The sequence below is a fragment of the Candidatus Nitrotoga sp. 1052 genome (genome assembly GCF_927312905.1).
Taxonomy (GTDB): Bacteria; Pseudomonadota; Gammaproteobacteria; order Burkholderiales; family Gallionellaceae; genus Nitrotoga.
The window spans coordinates 16,304-34,525 of record NZ_CAKMHQ010000011.1 but is presented as its reverse complement, the minus strand read 5'-3'; the positions used below and the strand labels follow the sequence as shown (position 1 = coordinate 34,525).

At 47.1% G+C, this 18,222-nt stretch carries 15 protein-coding genes; all 15 read right to left on the bottom strand.

The window, feature by feature from the left end:
- Positions 1–251: 251 nt before the first annotated feature.
- The 15 genes from trpD to MJ768_RS02065 all read right to left on the bottom strand — a co-directional run bounded on the left by trpD (position 252) and on the right by MJ768_RS02065 (position 18,075).
- The gene (trpD, locus tag MJ768_RS02135; protein WP_239287663.1) at positions 252–1,265 is read right to left on the bottom strand and encodes an anthranilate phosphoribosyltransferase; all 1,014 of its coding nucleotides are present in this window, start codon (positions 1,263–1,265) and stop codon (positions 252–254) included.
- Positions 1,265–1,834, bottom strand: a complete 570-nt coding sequence (locus tag MJ768_RS02130) for an aminodeoxychorismate/anthranilate synthase component II (protein WP_239287661.1) — start codon at positions 1,832–1,834, stop codon at positions 1,265–1,267. The genes trpD and MJ768_RS02130 overlap by 1 nt, the downstream gene beginning before the upstream one ends.
- Before the next feature lie 101 nt (positions 1,835–1,935).
- Positions 1,936–3,273, bottom strand: coding sequence for a hemolysin family protein (locus MJ768_RS02125; RefSeq protein WP_256449815.1), 1,338 nt, complete (start codon positions 3,271–3,273; stop codon positions 1,936–1,938).
- Between the two features lie 630 nt (positions 3,274–3,903).
- Entirely contained in the window at positions 3,904–4,725 is an 822-nt protein-coding gene (locus MJ768_RS02120) for a symmetrical bis(5'-nucleosyl)-tetraphosphatase (protein WP_239287659.1), read from the bottom strand.
- A gap of 107 nt (positions 4,726–4,832) precedes the next feature.
- The gene (locus tag MJ768_RS02115; RefSeq protein ID WP_239287666.1) at positions 4,833–6,647 is read right to left on the bottom strand and encodes a polysaccharide biosynthesis protein; all 1,815 of its coding nucleotides are present in this window, start codon (positions 6,645–6,647) and stop codon (positions 4,833–4,835) included.
- Between the two features lie 25 nt (positions 6,648–6,672).
- Positions 6,673–7,653, bottom strand: a complete 981-nt coding sequence (locus tag MJ768_RS02110) for an MraY family glycosyltransferase (protein WP_239287658.1) — start codon at positions 7,651–7,653, stop codon at positions 6,673–6,675.
- Positions 7,654–7,804: 151 nt separating this feature from the next.
- Complete coding sequence (locus MJ768_RS02105) at positions 7,805–8,764, bottom strand: UDP-glucose 4-epimerase family protein (protein WP_239287657.1); 960 nt, start codon at positions 8,762–8,764, stop codon at positions 7,805–7,807.
- Positions 8,765–8,821: 57 nt separating this feature from the next.
- Positions 8,822–9,613 (bottom strand): glycosyltransferase family 2 protein, encoded by a 792-nt coding sequence (locus MJ768_RS02100; RefSeq protein WP_239287665.1) that lies wholly within the window; start codon positions 9,611–9,613, stop codon positions 8,822–8,824.
- A gap of 169 nt (positions 9,614–9,782) precedes the next feature.
- The gene (locus MJ768_RS02095) at positions 9,783–10,712 is read right to left on the bottom strand and encodes a glycosyltransferase family 2 protein (RefSeq protein ID WP_239287656.1); all 930 of its coding nucleotides are present in this window, start codon (positions 10,710–10,712) and stop codon (positions 9,783–9,785) included.
- 95 nt (positions 10,713–10,807) lie between these two features.
- Positions 10,808–12,046: a class I SAM-dependent methyltransferase gene (locus tag MJ768_RS02090; protein WP_239287655.1), complete on the bottom strand. Its 1,239-nt coding sequence runs from the start codon at positions 12,044–12,046 to the stop codon at positions 10,808–10,810.
- Between the two features lie 10 nt (positions 12,047–12,056).
- Entirely contained in the window at positions 12,057–13,034 is a 978-nt protein-coding gene (locus MJ768_RS02085) for a GDP-mannose 4,6-dehydratase (protein ID WP_256449814.1), read from the bottom strand.
- A gap of 8 nt (positions 13,035–13,042) precedes the next feature.
- Positions 13,043–14,062 carry a glycosyltransferase family 2 protein gene (locus MJ768_RS02080; protein ID WP_239287653.1) on the bottom strand — a complete coding sequence of 340 codons (1,020 nt, stop codon included), beginning with the start codon at positions 14,060–14,062 and terminating at the stop codon, positions 13,043–13,045.
- Between the two features lie 117 nt (positions 14,063–14,179).
- Positions 14,180–15,028 (bottom strand): hypothetical protein, encoded by an 849-nt coding sequence (locus MJ768_RS02075; RefSeq protein WP_239287652.1) that lies wholly within the window; start codon positions 15,026–15,028, stop codon positions 14,180–14,182.
- Positions 15,029–15,040: 12 nt separating this feature from the next.
- On the bottom strand, positions 15,041–16,540 hold the full coding sequence (locus MJ768_RS02070; protein WP_239287650.1) for a lipopolysaccharide biosynthesis protein: 1,500 nt from the start codon (positions 16,538–16,540) through the stop codon (positions 15,041–15,043).
- A 212-nt stretch (positions 16,541–16,752) separates the two neighbouring features.
- Positions 16,753–18,075 carry a UDP-glucose dehydrogenase family protein gene (locus MJ768_RS02065; RefSeq protein ID WP_239287648.1) on the bottom strand — a complete coding sequence of 441 codons (1,323 nt, stop codon included), beginning with the start codon at positions 18,073–18,075 and terminating at the stop codon, positions 16,753–16,755.
- Positions 18,076–18,222 lie beyond the last annotated feature (147 nt).

The following is an 18,222-nucleotide window of genomic DNA, read 5'->3' as shown; positions in this document are numbered from 1 at the left end:
CAGCTCGCCACCTAAATTCACTTACAAAAGTTGCACTTCAGAGTTGAATCCGCCATATTAAGAAGCATCCCGAAAACAGAGCGTTGATCGATGCTGTTGGAACATTACTTTCAACCACTACAGATTTACCACAGGCGACGCAAAGCCAATTTTTATTGATAAAGTAGAAGCTATGGAATTAATCGGGATGGGAACAGGCACGTTCGGCGAAAACCATTTACACCCACCCGAAAAAATGGTTTTCCACAGTCTCAAATATGAATATGGGCAAGCGCTTCCAGCTTATTTTTCGCCGCGCCGCTGGCGATAACTTCCTTGGCCTTTTTTACACCCTCTTGTAGCGTTGCAGTCAGCCCCGCCACATAAATGGCCGCACCAGCGTTAAGCTGCACGATGTCACGTGCGGGACCGGGCTGGTTATCCAGCACCGACAACAATATCGTGCGCGCCTCATCGGCATTGGCAACGCGTATGCTATCCAGCGGCGCTGCGTGTAAATCGAAATCTTGCGGTTGCACCAAGTATTCGAGTACCGTACCATCCTTCAGTTCCGCAATATAAGTTGGTCCGCTGATGGAAATTTCATCCATACCATCTACTCCATGCACTACCAACACGTGCCGACTACCGAGCTGCTGCAGTACGCGCGCCAATTTCACCGTCAGATCCTGCTGAAATACGCCCATTACTTGATTCTGTGCGCCGGCCGGGTTGGTAAGCGGGCCCAGCAGGTTGAAGAGCGTGCGCACGCCGAGTTCGCGCCGCACTGGTGCAGCGTATTTCATCGCGCTGTGATGATTGGGCGCAAACATGAAGCCCACACCAAGTTCCTGCACACTGTGCGCCACTTGTTGCGGCGTAAGGTTGACATTGACGCCAAGCTTTTCCAGGATATCGGCGCTGCCACAGGTGCTGGAAACTGAACGTCCACCATGTTTGGCTACGCGCGCTCCCGCTGCCGCCGCTACTAGCGCGCTGGCAGTGGAAATGTTAAAGGTCTGCGCACCATCACCGCCAGTGCCGCAGGTATCAACCAAATGTCTATCATCCTGCACCGTCACTTTGATCGACAAATCGCGCATTACCTGCGCTGCCGCCGCAATCTCACTGACAGTCTCTCCCTTCATGTGTAACGCGACCAAAACTGCTGCGATTTGAGCGGGAGTAAGCTGTCCTCCCATAATGTTCCGCATCAACTCGTGCATATCGTCATGCGGCAAGTCTTCACGATTAAGCAGGCGATTAAGCAGGCTGGCATAGTTCATTAGCGTTCACCGTGCAAAAAGTTAGCAAGTAACTCGTGACCATATTCAGTGAGTATGGATTCCGGATGAAATTGCACCCCTTCTACCGCCATCGTTTTGTGACGCACTCCCATGATTTCGCCGTCCTCAGTCCATGCGGTAATTTCCAGACAGTCGGGCAGCGTGGCGCGCTCAATCACCAGCGAATGGTAGCGTGTAGCGGTGAATGGGTTAGGCAGACCGCGGAAAACGCTACTGTTGTTGTGAAAGATGGCCGAGGTTTTGCCGTGCATTAGCTGTTTGGCGTGAACAATTTTTCCACCGAATGACTGACCAATGCTCTGATGGCCGAGGCACACACCAAGAAGGGGGATGCGTCCGGCGAAGCGCTGAATGGTGGCGACCGAAATTCCAGCTTCGTTGGGCGTGCATGGCCCCGGTGAAACCACGATATATTGCGGTTGTAGTGCCTCAATTTGCTCCAGTGTAATCTCGTCATTGCGATGCACAACCACATCTGCGCCTAGCTCGGCGAAATACTGCACCAAGTTGTAGGTGAAGGAGTCGTAGTTGTCTATCATTAGCAACATAATTATACCTAACTATATGATTTTACGTTTTATCATATAAACAAAAATTTATTAACCAGCAAGCGTCAAGGCTATAACGCCTAATAATTAAAACAAGCTCTTTAATCCGTTTGCTCTGTCTGCGGGGGCACTTCGCTAGCGTCCGAAACCTGAGCTGGTTCTGACAAACGGCTTGCGAGTACCTTGTCAATCCGTTTACCGTCCAGATCTACAACCTCCAGCCGCCATTGTTCCCACACCACGACGTCAGCCACCTTAGGTAGCCGCCCAAGCAGCCACATCACCATGCCGCTAAGTGTGTGGTATCGGCCCTTGTCTTCTTCAGGGACAGACTTCAACTCTAATTGATCCTTCAATTCGGGCACTGGAATCATTCCGTCCAGTAACCACGAACCGTCTTCGCGCTGTACCGCCCAACGATCCTCATTATCAGGCGGTATGAACTCGCCGGTAACCGCTTCCAATACATCCTGCAGGGTGACCAAGCCCTGGACTTCACCATACTCATCTATGACGAAAACCATGTGGGTGTCCGACCCTTGGAATTGTGCCAGGAGTTCCAATCCGGTCAACGATTCGGTCACAAAAACGCATGGATGCAGCTGTGCGGTCAGATCGGGGCGTCCGCCATTAATGGTCTGATTGAACAGTTGCTTAAAGGAAGTCACTCCCAGCAGGTCGCTCAAGCTACCCCGGCAAACCGGAAAGCGCGAATGATCGGATTGCGCTATGCGTAAGAGATTGGCCTCCAATGGCTGGTTGATATCCAGATATTCTATATCCGCTCGGGGGATCATGAGGGAACCAACTTGTCGTTCATCCAGGCGGAAAACGTTGCGAACCATATCATGTTCGTGCTGCTCAATGATCCCGGCTTCGGAACCTTCTTCCAGCATTGCGTGAATTTCCTCTTCCGTTACGCTAGGCTCCACTTGCTGGCTCTTTCCCATCATTCTCAGGAGAGCATCAGTAGATACCGACAGCAATCGCACGAACGGATGCGTAATTAATGCCAAGATGTGAATGGGTCTTGCCACTAGGCGCGCAATCCCTTCCGGGTTAAATTGAGCGATGCGTTTGGGTACTAGTTCGCCGACAACAATGGATAGATAGGTAATCACCACGACTACCAAGGCGGTTGCGCCGAGCTCGCTTGGGCGCTGATCAACGCCGAGCGTTTGCAGCCATGTTGCGAAGGGGGCAGCAAATACCGCCTCGCCGACGATACCGTTCAGGATGCCGATTGAGGTGATTCCGATCTGGATGGCGGAAAGGAAACGAGTTGGATCCTCGCCCAGACGCATCGCCACTTCTGCCGAGGTGTCGCCGTCTGCCGCAAGACGCGCTAGACGAGCATGCCGGGCGGTCACGAGGGCGATCTCCGACATGGCGAAGATCCCATTTAGCAAAATCAGGGTTATCAGGACCAGTATATCCATGAGATTATTCGAAAGAATGGTGGTGAGAAAATAACATGCAAATAACGGAACTGCTGCCTTGGCTGAGGTATTGCCAAATGAGAGGTGGGCGGAAACACAACGCCCGAGTTATTGGGTTTGCTATTGTCTCGGGAATTACCGATGACAGTAAACAAATACCCCCTCTACGTTCTTTTCCGCACAGCCAAAGGGCGATGGTGATTCGTAAGGAGAAAAGACGGGAGAGCAGATAACAAAATAAGTTCTCTGATAAGGACTTCTCCCCGTTTATTATGCCTTTACTAATTTCAGTGGAAGATATATATGCAAGCAAACGATCACTACTGCTATTCATAGGGCGGAGTAAAACCCCGCTCCCCCTGTCTGTTATTTTAATGGTAGCCATCATAACAGACACCATGAAAATTTGTTATCAATTTGATTTTTATGTTAATTAATTGCATTAATGGCTCTTTTTGTTTCAAAAAAAGACATTGAAAATGTCGCTTTCAACTCTTCAGATAATCAGCGAGCCACGGTTGAAGATCAACCACTGCAAATTAGGCCGCTATAGATAGTTCGACAATTTTAAAACTATCTCTGAAGCTTTCTCAAGGACCCAACTTTAAGCAATAACAATTAAAATTACGGTCACAGCTTTGCCATCGGTTTGGGTACACATGGTACCTGAAACAGTTCGCGGTCTTCGAGACGGATGGCGGAAAGCGCGCCACCCCACAAACAACCAGTATCAAGCGCAATGACTCGAGGGGTAACTTTCAACCCCAGTGCCGACCAATGTCCGCACACCACTGTGGCATTGGCGCTGGCGCGACCTGGCACATCAAACCACGGCATGTATCCCTCAGGCGCATTGTGAACCTTACCCTTAAATTTGAACTCCATTTCACCGCTCAGGGTGCAAACGCGCATGCGCGTGCAGGCATTGGTGATGACCCGCAGACGCTCGTAACCGCTGAGGTCTTCTTCCCAATGGTCAGGATGGTTGCCATACATGTGCACAAGAAAATCGTGGTAGTGCTGACCCGTTAATGCGGCTTCTGCTTCATGCGCCAACTGCTGTGCCTGGCTCACTGTCCAGCTCGGTAGCAAGCCGGCATGTACCAACACAAAATTACCCTCCACATACAGCAGACGCTGCGCACGTAGCCACGTCAGAAGTTCGTCTCGGTCGGGCGCGCCAAGAATGTCATGCAGCGTGTCGCAGCGGTGTAATTTAGCAGCGCCCTCAGCCACTGCAAGCAAGTGTAGATCATGGTTGCCCAGCACGGTGATGGCGGCATTTCCTAACGATTTTATCAAACGCAGTACGTTCACCGAATCGGGCCCGCGGTTAACCAAATCACCCACCAGCCATAGCCTATCTATTGCAGGGTCAAAGCATATTTGCTCCAGCAACCGCAAAAGCTCGGTGTAGCATCCCTGTATGTCGCCTACCGCGTAGGTTGCCATTATTTGCAATCAGTCAGTTTTGGATTTCCTGTGCATTATGAATATAAGCTCTGGGAATTATATGCCGAATATATATGCAGTAAATTTGCGGCGCGATGCATTTAGTATCATCTTGGCTTCTTAACGCCATTAGAATCTGGACAGTATTCCGGTATCCATTGTGTCAAGGCACGTTTAACTTCTGCGTCGTCCTGCGTAGCGTGCGCGCTAAACCAAATTAATAAATTTCCCAGCCATGCGGCGTCCACTTCACACGCTTGTGCGATGCGCAGTTTTATATGAGGGGTGGGCAAAGTATGCTCGTTGTCGGCCAGCAGCTCCTCGTACAGTTTTTCACCCAAGCGCAGGCCAGTGAATTCAATCCGAATATCATCCTTGCTTAGGCCGGAAAGACGAATAAGGTCATTCGCCAGATCAACAATTTTTACTGGGTCGCCCATGTCCAATACAAATATTTCTCCACCTTTGCCCATTAAACTGGCCTGCAATACTAATTGTGCAGCCTCCGGAATCGACATGAAATAGCGTGTAATGTCTGGATGTGTGACAGTAATCGGCCCACCCTTCGCAATCTGTTCGCGGAATTTTGGAATGACGCTACCGGTGCTGCCCAAGACATTGCCGAAACGCACCATAATGAAGCGCGTTCCACTAGACTGCTGCAATCCCTGACATACCATTTCTGCCAGACGTTTACTCGCTCCCATCACATTGGTTGGGTTGACCGCTTTGTCGGTAGAAATCAATACAAATTTCGCTACCCCATGACGCTGTGCAGCAGTGGCGACCGACCATGTACCCAGCACGTTATTGCGTATCGCCTGCCAAGCGTTATGCTGCTCCATGAGGGGGACATGCTTGTATGCGGCTGCGTGAAAAACCACCGCAGGCTTATACTCAGAAAAAACTTGATCAAGACGGGCAGCATCACGCACATCACCAATCAGGCAGACAATGTCGACGCCATCGAATTTCGCGGCCAGCTCCTGTTCCATGTTATACAGTGCAAATTCACTCAACTCGAACATCACTAAAGTACGTGGCTTGAAGTTTATGATCTGGCGACATAATTCAGAGCCGATGGACCCACCGGCACCGGTTACCAGCACGGTTTTGCTGGTGAATAATTCATGCAACCCGGCCGCATCTAATTGAACCGGATCACGTCCCAACAGATCGTCCAGCTCCACGGCACGCAATTGCGAAATGGCAACACGTCCACTTAAAAGGTCATCGAATGACGGTACCGTCAGCACCTTGACTCTGGCCTGATTACAAATCTCAATCGCACGCTTGCGCACTTGGTGCGAGGCCGATGGCATGGCAATAATGGCTTGTTTTACATTCATGCGTTCCGTCCATTGCGGCAGGCTATCCAGCGCGCCCAGCACCTTGATCCCATTGAGGATACGCCCATGTTTATCCACATTATCGTCCAGAAAACCCACCAGCCGCCAATCGCGGCTGCGTGCCAGTTCCTTGGACAAGCCTACAGCTGCATCGCTTGCTCCTAGCACCAGCACTGGCTCTAAATTTAATTTTAGATTGCGATAAAAACCATGCTCTTTCCAGAGACGATAAATGAATCGGCTCCCGCCCATTAAAAGTAGCAATAACGCAGGATTAATCACCAGTACCGAGCGAGGTATTACAGCACTGATACGAAACATCCACAACACGAAGGGAATCAGCGCAGCAGCCGTCAACACCGCCAAAAAAATTCGGCGCAAGTCAGTTACACTGGCATAGCGCCATAGGCCACGATACAAACCAAAGCGCCAGCAAATAATACTTTGCAAGGGTACTACCCAGACCAAGGTATGCAGCATCTCATCAATAAAATGCGGTGGTGGCTCGAAATTGAAGCGCAACAGATAAGCCAAGCTCCAGGCAAATGCGGCCGCCACAAAATCATGCAGCATGGCCAGCAGAGTACGCAAATCTAATTTAGCCACGCTGGCTTCGCTGAAATGCTTTCCAGCGATTATCCAAAATCAGCATTAACCCCGCATACACCCCCCCCCATATCAGGAACAGAAGCCATGGCCATTCAGTGGATTGACGCAAACACCAAATGGCAGATGCGCCCACCGCGAACATCAAAATATATTCAACTAATGCGACATTACGATGTCCCCAACCAATCTGCACCAAGCGTTGGTAATAATGTTCGCGATGTGCTTGAGAGATTTTTTCACGACGCAACATACGTTTCAGCAAAGTGACACTGGCATCTATGATGAAAGGAGAGAATACCAGCAACGGAAACCATCCAGGCCATAGCCCCAGTTGCCAGCCCCACAACCCCATCGCGGCAGATAAAAAACCAAGAGGAATGGATCCTGCATCACCCATAAATACTTGAGCCGGATAAAAATTGTAATAAAGCAATCCCAAGCCAGCGGCACCTATTGAGAAATTTAGCATGGCCTGAGTATCAGCGCCATGCATCAGTGCTGCTACGCCATACATCGTGAAACCGAAAAATGTCATACCTCCAGCCAAACCATCCGATCCATCCATAAAATTGAATAGATTGGTCATCCAAACTACGCACAGCAACACGAGTAAAGCCAGCGCAACACCCTGCGCCAGCAAGCCGGAGCCGAACACCAGAATTGCAGCAGCAGCGATGTGCGCCAACAAGCGTTGTCGTACTGGCAGGCCGCGCACGTCATCTAGCAAAGATACAGCGAACAGTAAAATCATGGGCAATACCACCCACCAAGCTAATGACATCACCATCAATGCCCAGGCGGACAGTAGACCTGCCATCAACCCAACCCCGCCAATGCGCGGAATCGGCTCCTCATGCAATGAGCGCTCATTGGGGATATCTTGAATTTTTTTACCTGCTTTGCTGAATACGATAATAGTGATCACCAACATGGTGATTAGAGCTGCAATCAGGGGGGCGTAATGCGACATGGAGACTTTTACTCTAAAACAACATTAATAATTTCCGCGCAATCCACTTTCATGCGAGGTAGTTACCGTATGGAAAATTGCTTAACAAATCCTCGGCTAAATTGGTATGCTTTATTAAAAGCAATGAATTACAGCATAAATAGCAAATTTATTAACTCTTTTTATCTAAGCGTCGGTGCGATTCTGCAGTCGCTTGCAGCCCCTGTTGCAAGGTATAAGGAGGGACCCAGTTTAAATCACGGCGAATTTTACCACTATCGACCTGCAACGAGCCGAGTAAACGTTCGACTTGATCAGATTTGCCGGATAATTTTCCCAATATTTTTAACCAGCTTGGCGGGAACGGCAATAAGTGCGCCGGACATCCCATCGCATTGCGCAACTGGCGCAACAAATCCGGAGTGGAAACATCCTCACCATCACATACCAAATAAGTCTGGCCTGCGGCGACAGGATGGGTCGAGCAGGCTATCAAGGCATCCACCAAATTATCCAGATAAATCAGGCTGCGACGGTTATGCACAGAAGCAAATGGCAAAGGGATATGTTTGGCGGCCACCGCCAGCATTTGTGCAAAGTTGCCTTTCACACCCGGACCATAAACCAATGGAGGGCGCACAACAACAATTTCCAAGCCGGTTTCTTGGGCAATGCGCCACAACGCTTGTTCGGCTTGCCATTTCGAGACACTGTAAAAATCTTGTGGACTGGGTTCATCCAACTCTGTAAATGACTGAGTTGCGCTAGTCTGCTCACCATTCACCTTGATCGAACTAACGTAGACGAGCCGCTTCGCCCCAGAACAAGCAGCCTGCCGAGCGAGATTTGAAGTGCCGTGCAGGTTGACCTTGAGATACTCCGCCAATGGATCCGTAGCGCTCTCGCGCATTACATGCACTCGTGCGGCAAGATGAATCACTACATCCACATCGCGTAATGCATCAGCCCAATTCGTTTCACTATCAATTGCGCCGACGACTATGACTTCAGTATTTTCAATCAATGAATTCCCTGAACGCACCGCCGCGCTTACAGATTGTCCTAGCCGGAACAATTCAGCACAGAGTGCTTTACCAACAAAGCCGCCAGCCCCGGAAATCATAAATTTCATGATAATAACCAACGATTAAGCATGATTAAGTTGGGTAAGCTTTCATCGTGCATTTGTTCATGGGGTTTTTTTTGTCAAACGCAACCAGAATATTTTTAAAAACAAGGAGGAGCAAAAAAATCGCATCATGCTCATAAGATGCCACTTCAAGTACTTGAAACTGTGATGACTACTCCTGCGTGCAAGATGAATTACCTTGGCATCAGGACATACGGCCACTTCATAACCCTTTAATCTCAGCCTGGCGCATAAATCTACGTCTTCATAATAAAGAAAGTATCGCTGATCAAATCCACCTAACTTTTTGAATACGTCGCGCGGGAATAACATAAACATCCCGCCAACCCAATCAGGAAAGATCGGAGTATCTTTTACAAGATAGTCGCTGCCTCTACATCTGCCAAATGCTTTGCAAAATATCTTGAGAGGTGTCGGAAAACGACGGGCACTATCTTCTATCTCGCCGCTCGTACTCAATATGAGCGGCGCTGCCACGCCAACTGCAGAATCCTGTAGACACGCAAGCAAAGCCTTAAATGGGTCGCCATTCAACCGGATATCCGGATTCATTACACAAAAAAACCGTCCCTCTGCGTATGTAAATGCTTGATTGTGATTGGTCGCGAATCCCATAGGAATGGGGTTGCGAATAACCTTTATTGGAAATTCAAATCTATCTGCTGCGAACGGCAATATCTCATCCAGGTTAAGTGTGAGAATCAATTCGATCAATGAGGCCCGGCAATGCTGATTGATATCATGCAGCAGACATTCAATCAACTGAATTTGTGCATGGCTGACAACAGAAATGGAAATTTCAGGCAATTGCTGCGCAGCTATTTTGTCCATCACAAATAATGAACCTGAGACTCTCGAGTAACTTGCCTCGCAATTAGACTCTTACTCATAAATTTTATTCCGCAGGTTAGGAGCGCCAATCACAAGCATCCTCAGGAAGAAAAAAAATTAAGCAAGATCATCAATTCTCAGCGGATTACAATGCCGGTTATCGCCGAGCTCAAATTCGATTAATAAATATAATGAATCGCAAGATCAAGTTATCAAACCATTTTTGCCGCCATATTTCCTTGGATAACACTAACTGAACACGACACCACAATGATGATTTTGCTGCGATGAATTTATTGAGAACTAGCCTTTGAGATATCGGAATGCCATTTTCAAACATATTTGAAAAAACAGAAGCCTGCAACCAAAGCAATCCTTTTCCGCTGTAAATAAATCTATGCAGTTTTCTTTTTAATTCATCAAACATATTCACGGTTGCACCAATCGTGTTATTGCCGTGCTGTCGATATTTTATATTGGCGTTACTATCAAAAATTATTTCGCCAAAACAAGATAGAACTAAATAACACCACCAATCATGCATCAACACTTTACTTGGAAGATGCTTACAAATAAGTTCCACTGCTTTTCGATTAAGTACCATCGTACAGCCGGTAGCAACATTTTCAACTAGAGCATTGCCAAAACCGACTTTTCTTGGTGTATTGGTAAATCCAATATGGTTTAACTGTTCATCAACAATTTCTAACCTGGAGCAAAATAATGCCGGGCGGTTATCGGTGACTACCACAAGAGCTGAAACTGCGTGCGCAATTTTATGAGGATGCCAAACATCATCTTGATCACAAAAAGCAACGTATTCTGTTTCAGTTAGCGCAGCGTTATGCAGTAATTCAAAGAAACTCAGAGCTGGGCCCAGGTTTTTATGCCCTCTTAATATATCTATACGCCCACTTAATTGCTCATTTTCTAAAATGTTTCTTGTTGAATCTGACGATCCATCATCCCTTACCAAAATCCTAATATTTGGATAGGTTTGCTCATACAATGAATTCAGCTGCTGCTGAAGATACTTGCTTCCATTGTATGTAGAAAGTAGTACTGTGACCTTATTTGGCTTGGATACCTCTGGCGTCATCGTTTAGCTCCACCCTTGACAAATCTACCTGAATAAGGGATTTTTATGCCTCTTAATTTAATTATTACATCGCCACTTTTAAGTCTCAAATACACTTATCGTTTAACAATCTCGATGTTTGGGAGCGGAAACACCAAGTTTACTCCTCTATATTTACCATTCTCCAGGAAGAATTTTCTAAAATGCCATGGCAACACGATTAGGTAATCCGGTTTTTGCGATAGTAACTCTGCTTCTGGAATGATGGGGATCCATGTGCCTGGGGTGTAGCAGTCATATTTTTCTGGGTTAACCTCGCCAACAAACGAAATATCTTTTTCTGACACTCCGCAGTATTGCAACAGTACATTTCCCTTTGTAGATGCGCCGAGTGCGGCGACAGTTTTCTTTTCTGCATGAGCTGTTTTGATGAAAGCCAGTAAATCGTGCTTCGTTTTAGCTACACGTTCCGCAAATTTTTGATAAGGCACGAGCGTATCTAGCCCATCTGCGAGTTCGTGATCGAGAATCTTCTTCACCAAAGGAGCTGGTGTTAAATCGCCATGCGATTTCGATACCGTGATTGAGAAGCTACCACCATTAGCTTCATTGAACTCCACATCAATAATCTTGAAGCCCACTCTGTCAGCCATCCATTTAATCTGGCGCAGAGCATAAAACTCAACATGCTCATGACAAACTGTGTCATATGAATTCATCTCGAGCATAGTTGGCATATAGCTTTGTTCAAATACCCAGATCCCATCTTCTGCAAGTATGTCATACACTTGTTGCATAAAGTCCGTTGGGTCTTCTAGGTCGTAGAACATCGAGAACGAAGTGACTACTTTGGCTTTTCTCTTTGGAAAATGTTCTTTCACTAAAGCTGAAGAAAAGAAATTGGGGATTAGTTGAATGTGCGGTGGGTAATAGCTGTGAAATTTTATTCCAGTCGGGTCAATGCCTACCAGATCCGGCCCAGAGGACGGATACGCCTGCAATGTAGTGCTGTCGTTACTACCAATATCAATAACAAGATCGCCTTTGTGCAACTCAACCTGTTCAAGGATTTTTTTAACCTTGTCGTTGAGGTGGGCTACCATGCTGGCATTGAGGCCGGAGCGATAACCATAGTTCTCGCCATACATCTCATCAGAATTATAGGAATGCTCAAGCTGCAATAGCCCGCAGATATCATCCCCCCCCATGCATTTCACCAAACGCAGTGGGCCAGCCGTGATTTTTGAACTCTTCTCGCGCGGGAATATCCCGGTCAGCATCTGCTCTCCCAAGTCGAGCACACGCTCCAGCTGCTTATTGCCACAAATTCTGCATTTTTCAATTTTTTTGAACACTATCTTATCCCTATCCTTTTGCGCGATTCTGCTCAATGAGCTTGCGCAAATCGGCATCCACCATCATGCTTATCATCTCGTGAAACCCTACCTCAGGTATCCAGCCAAGTTGATTTTTCACCTTCTTGGAGTTTCCCACTAATTGCACTGATTCAATGGGACGATATGAAGCAGAGTCCTCGCGGACATAGTCGCGATAATCCAAATTGAAATGTCCAAAGGCGATTTCACACAGCTCTCGCACCGAGTGCGTTTCACCAGTGGCCACCACATAATCATCCGCGTGCGAGTGTTGTAACATCAGCCACATTGCGTGCACAGAATCTCCCGCAAAGCCCCAATCACGACACGCATCAAGATTTCCCAGGCAAAGCTCATTCACCAGTCCCAGTTTAATCATCGCCACTGCATGTGTTATTTTTCTTGTAACAAAACCTAATCCACGGCGTGGACTCTCGTGATTGAACAGAATTGCCGAGCACCCATATAATCCATAGTGCTGGCGGTAAATCTGAATCATCGAATGCGCGTAAAGCTTTGCGGCACCATATGGGGTACGAGGTCGAAATTGCGTTGCTTCTGATTGAGGGCTTTCGAGTGCATTACCAAACATTTCACTGCTTGATGCCTGGCAGAAGCGAATATTGGTATTCACTGCGCGAATGGCATCCAAGATACGAGCAACCGCTAGCCCATTCACCTCTCCGATATCAACAGCATCGTTGAACATTCCGGCTCCTGATGAGTAGGCGGCCAAGTTATAAATCTCCGTTGAGCGATATTCAGCTAGTACTTCTGTCATTCGACATTGATCCATCATATTCCACTCGACCAACTCAACACTCTGCATTAGTGCTGTGGTAAGCAACTCTTTGGCATTTTGTATGTTTCTGACTGCACCAACGACATGATAGCCTTTGGTAAGCAACAACTCGGCCAAATATGAGCCATCTTGGCCAGTCATACCGGTGATTAAGGCTGTTTTCATAGTATCTATCAGAGAAACCGGGCCAAGAAGCGACTGATCCAGGTAGCATTCCGACTTCGTGAAAGATCATACAATACTGAACGAGCATTTCTATTCACGAAAACACAGTAAAGACTGACAAATACATTTGCAATGGCGGCAGGGAACATTGCAATTGCCATATACACCACCCGAGACAGGCCTTTTGTCCTAACCGCTATAAAATGGCGGTATTCGGAAACGGTATACCCTCCAGTAGCTCTATATAAAATGAGTTTTTTAATTGGCCTCCATGGCTCTTTGGCACATACAGCAAACTTCGACTGATCTGAGAAGTCGGGAAACGACCAAATCAACCGGGGCCATTTGAACATCCAAATTTCAAAGCCCCGCGATGTCCACATTGCATTGCCATAACGTATTATTATCAGCGGATCTGCAATAACCTTGACCCTGTTTATCGGCGGATGCTGGAAGATGACGCCGACATGAATGAACAGTGTTCCGTAATAGGATGAACGATCCCGCTCCAACCATACACTGCGCTTCATGACGACGCCACCGATGAACGAAAGATAATTCGCTACTTCGGAAAAAAATTCTTCTCCATCTTTTGTTGCGTACTCCCTGTCACTAGTAAACTTGAGTAAACGAGTTTCAAGCACCCTTGAAAAATCGACATTTCTTACTTCGGAATTCACAACGACGAGGTCAAATTCTCCATTGATAGACTCAAGAACACGAGATATAGCCTTGGGACACAATAGATCGTCATCGGTCATCAGCCAACAGTATTCTCCCCTTGCATAGCCAACAGCCTTATCATAGTCACCATCTACACCCGAATTTGTTTGCTCACGGAAATAGCGAATTTCAGGATAGCGCAACAAATACTGCGCCATCACTTCAGGAGTATTATCCGGTGAAGCACCATCCACTATGACAAGCTCAACACCAGACACCATCTGACCAAGGATGGAATCCAGAGTCTCACCGATAAATCGCCCTCTGTTGTAAGTTGTAATGCAGATGGATAATTTTATAGACATAATATTATAGATTCACTGTTATTAGCCATTTCATTACCTCTTCAATACGTCCCCCATCTCAACGCGGCAAAATTGACATTTCTTTTGCCCTGATTAAATTGCGGTTGATAGGTATTGTCAGATAAAAACAAATTTTTGATCTGCAATCAGAGCAAATTGATCTTCACTAGACACCCTGAATTTTTTGTATTGATATTGATTCTCAGCAAATATCAAGCCTTGCACCTCGTCTATGAATGATTCCTCAAAGAACTCAGGGGCTACAAAAAAACCATTCACACCATTTCTGTCCACGGTCACAAAACGATAACCGTATCGTTCAAAGAAATTCCGCCAGCCTGAAATAGAGACCCCATAATAAAGATGAGTTGGGTGTGCCTTTGTAAACACGAAATCAGGCTGATATTCAATGGTCATACTACGCTCGGGCCCATAGACAGAATTGTATTCAACCACAAATATCTTTGGCCTGAACCCGCCTTCCAGAATGGCTTGTGCAATATAATAATCGTTGCCATCGATATCAAGCGAGAACACATCAGGGTCATGGTGCATTGCCATCGCCTTCATGTCATGCACACTTTCCTTTGTCACAAACATATTGTGGCATTCAGCGCCGATGCTATACCCGACGACAGTCCTTCTCGCTCTTTCAACAAGCTGAGCGCTACCTTCGATCAGCAGGCCATTATATTTTTCGGCGACAAGTAGCCAGCCCGTGTTGTTCTCAATTCCATCTGCGGCACCAATTTCAATGAAGTAACGATTATTGTTCAATAGATTCTTCCGTAATACATCCAGTATGCCATCTTCGCCATTCTGGCTAAAACCTGAAAACTCCCACGATGCAGGTTGTTTCAAATCGATATTACGAGCTTGCATCATCGCCGCACCTTTGCTCAATGCAATATTGATACGCTGACGATCCCGAGTATTTAATAAGTAATTAAACAACCTTCCAAACATATCTCCCCCTTGTTACCTACAACAAAATTGGTTCCAATACCTAACAAAAATTGAGCGTAATGATTGTGATGACAAGATACTCAACATAGTCGCGACAACCCAAAGAATAACCCCAAATAAGAGCTTCACATATACAACCTCTCCTACGATCGGCATGCCAAAATATCCCGATACGCCAATGAGCAACGAAATTCCTAGTGGTATACCAACATCTTTAGACAGCCAATTCCGAGCATAGCCCTTCAAAAATTTTTTATGCATAATCCATGTTCCCAACAATACATAAAAAATGAAATGCAGAAGCTGTGCTATCGCCCCACCGACTGCGCCATAGGTCAAAGAAAAAACGATCGTAAGCGGTACAACTATGCTTATTAGCAAAACATATATTATGGACATCGATTTAATTTCGCCTTGCGCCAGCATTAACGCATACGGTATATGCATTACACCGTGCAATGCATAGCCAATTAATAGGTAGGATGCTAACGGGGCCACATCTGCCGCAAGATCAGTATTGCCCGTCCACAATCGAATTAATACCTGAGAAAGTAAAACCATTATCATGGCAGCTGGGAACAACATAGTGGCAAGCAAATGACTGGCAGTGCGATACTGTTTTAATAGCTCTTCAAAATTTTCTTGCGCCACCAAAGATGAAAACCTGGGATAAATAGCGTTAAATATTGGGGTAATTATAATGTAGAGGCTGCTTGCCACTATTGTGGCCAGCATATATTGCCCAAACCCTTCTAGCCCTAACGTCTTGCTAAGTATTAGCTTGTCTATTTGCGTTAATACAAGCCCTGCAAATGAAATAGCGCTAACACCTAGAGAAAACTTTAAAACCCGTTTAATATTGTCAATATCAAAATGGTTAACCTGCGCATTACCAATTACTCGCCATGCAGCCGAACGCATGGTGATCGCATAAACAAGACCTACGCATGCCTGCCAAATGAAGAAGGCCTCAATCGTCGGCGATATAAACGCGAGCACCACCACCGCACCCAAACTCCCGATCGTCACCATGGCCATATTAATACCGCTCGATACCGTCAAGCGTTGCGCACCTATCAATGCCCCCTGATACAAGCCGATCGGCCAGCGGCACGCCACTACCAGCCCCATTAACACCACGGCATGTGAAATAGCTTGCGGAGAAAATTGTTTGGACTGCAGCCAGTATTCTGCAATCAATGGCGCGAGCACCAGGATCAATAAAGCAATCGCGCCAGCCATACTCCAATAGACAATGGCAAGGGTATGCAGCAACTTCCCTGCTTCCTGCAAATTTCCCGATGCCGAATATCGTGCGACCTCGCGGTTAATCGTTGGGGCTAATCCCATATCAAGAAGGGAGAGCAATGCCTGCGTCGTTACAAAGAAACCAATCAAACCATAGGCTTCTATTCCGAGGTATTTAAGATAAAAGGGAACTACTGCCAAGCCGATCAGTGCCGACCAGATCGAGTTTGCTAATCCTGCAAGCAGGTTTCCGCTCAGCCTCATGCTGGGAAATTCGCGAGAGTCGTGTCGTTGGGGTGTCCATTGACCCGTGCTACCGGCCAATCCACGATGACCCACAATGCAAGTCTTGGATTCAAGGGGCAAGGGGCAAAAGATGCAGGGTTCAAGACTAGAGGCACGTGGCGATGTTTACGAGCGCAGGTTTTTTATATTTATTGCTTCTTTATGGATTTCATATTTACAACCAATCCCCGTTAACGGCCAATGGGAAAATACTCCAGTCCGTGTGCACTTACTGCAGCCGACTCATACAAGCTACGGCCATCGAATATTAGTGGGTTTTTGAGCTTGGCTTTAATTATTGCGAAGTCCGGATTGCGGAATTCTTTCCACTCAGTGACGATCACCAATGCATCCGCATCCTTACAGGCTGTGAGCGGATTGTCTGCATAAGAAATCCTGGGGTCATTACCAAAGATCCGTTGTGCTTCCGGCATGGCTACCGGGTCATAGGCAGTGACGGTGGCACCCGCCTCTAATAAATCTGAAATCAGCTTGCGACTCGGGGCGTCGCGCATGTCATCAGTGTTGGGCTTGAAAGCAAGGCCCCAAATGGCAAAGTTTTTTCCAATGAGATCAGTACCGAATCTGGCTTTTATTTTGTTCGTGAGGACTTCTTTTTGTGCATCGTTGGCTGCTTCTACGGCATTGAGTACTTTAAGGGTGATGCCGGCGTCGTCATTGGCAGTTTTGATGAGTGCTTTTACATCTTTGGGGAAACAGGATCCTCCATAGCCGCAACCTGAATAGAGAAAATGGTAACCGATGCGGGTGTCGGAACCAATGCCTAGTCTTACCATTTCAATATTGGCACCGAGTTTTTCTGCGACATTGGCCAGTTCGTTCATGAAGCTGATGCGGGTGGCGAGCATGGCATTGGCAGCATATTTAGTGAGTTCGGCACTTTTAACATCCATGACAATAATACGGTCGTGGTTGCGATTGAACGGGGCATATAACTCCCGCATCTGTTGGATAGCATACGCATCATCGCCACCGATGACGATACGATCCGGGCGCATGAAATCTTCGACCGCCGCGCCTTCTTTAAGGAATTCGGGGTTGGAGACGACGCTATGTTTGAGCTTAACATCGCGCTTTTGCAACTCTTCTGCGATGACTGCGTTGACCTTGTTGGCGGTGCCAACCGGAACCGTGCTTTTATCAACGAGTATTTTGTCTTCGGTCATACGGCTGCCGATGTTTCTGGCTGCTGCCAGAACATATTGCAGGTCGGCGGAGCCATCTTCATCAGGGGGGGTGCCGACGGCGATGAACTGGATGCGGGCATGAGCAACGGCGCGGTCTATGTCTGTGGTGAAGCCGAGGCGGCCGGCAGCGACGTTGCGGCGCACAATGTCGATCAAGCCAGGCTCGTGGATGGGGATATCACCGTTTTCCAGAATGCGTATTTTTGCTGGGTCGAGATCAAGGCAGAGGACATGGTTACCAACCTCTGCGAGGCATGCGCCACTGACTAGACCTACATAGCCGGTCCCTACTATTGTGACTTTCAAGCGTTATCTCCAATATTAAAGCGTGTGTAGATTTTTTTATGACCTTCTGTAAACAGCAGAAGGTTTATCCCATTGCCAAAATCCATGCATGACATTTCGGCTGAATGATCCATATGGAACAAATGATTTCGCTGGCAATGCGGTTTA

Bases quoted from the DNA above. Each gene is read 5' to 3' on its own strand.
- MJ768_RS02075 (WP_239287652.1), bottom strand. From the start codon at position 15,028: ATGTTTGGAAGGTTGTTTAATTACTTATTAAATACTCGGGATCGTCAG.
- MJ768_RS02095 (WP_239287656.1), bottom strand. From the start codon at position 10,712: ATGACGCCAGAGGTATCCAAGCCAAATAAGGTCACAGTACTACTTTCT.
- MJ768_RS02115 (WP_239287666.1), bottom strand. From the start codon at position 6,647: ATGCTGCATGATTTTGTGGCGGCCGCATTTGCCTGGAGCTTGGCTTAT.
- MJ768_RS02085 (WP_256449814.1), bottom strand. From the start codon at position 13,034: ATGAAAACAGCCTTAATCACCGGTATGACTGGCCAAGATGGCTCATAT.
- MJ768_RS02120 (WP_239287659.1), bottom strand. From the start codon at position 4,725: ATGGCAACCTACGCGGTAGGCGACATACAGGGATGCTACACCGAGCTT.
- MJ768_RS02080 (WP_239287653.1), bottom strand. From the start codon at position 14,062: ATGTCTATAAAATTATCCATCTGCATTACAACTTACAACAGAGGGCGA.
- MJ768_RS02105 (WP_239287657.1), bottom strand. From the start codon at position 8,764: ATGAAATTTATGATTTCCGGGGCTGGCGGCTTTGTTGGTAAAGCACTC.
- MJ768_RS02070 (WP_239287650.1), bottom strand. From the start codon at position 16,540: ATGAGGCTGAGCGGAAACCTGCTTGCAGGATTAGCAAACTCGATCTGG.
- MJ768_RS02100 (WP_239287665.1), bottom strand. From the start codon at position 9,613: ATGGACAAAATAGCTGCGCAGCAATTGCCTGAAATTTCCATTTCTGTT.
- MJ768_RS02130 (WP_239287661.1), bottom strand. From the start codon at position 1,834: ATGTTGCTAATGATAGACAACTACGACTCCTTCACCTACAACTTGGTG.
- trpD (WP_239287663.1), bottom strand. From the start codon at position 1,265: ATGAACTATGCCAGCCTGCTTAATCGCCTGCTTAATCGTGAAGACTTG.
- MJ768_RS02110 (WP_239287658.1), bottom strand. From the start codon at position 7,653: ATGTCGCATTACGCCCCCCTGATTGCAGCTCTAATCACCATGTTGGTG.
- MJ768_RS02125 (WP_256449815.1), bottom strand. From the start codon at position 3,273: ATGGATATACTGGTCCTGATAACCCTGATTTTGCTAAATGGGATCTTC.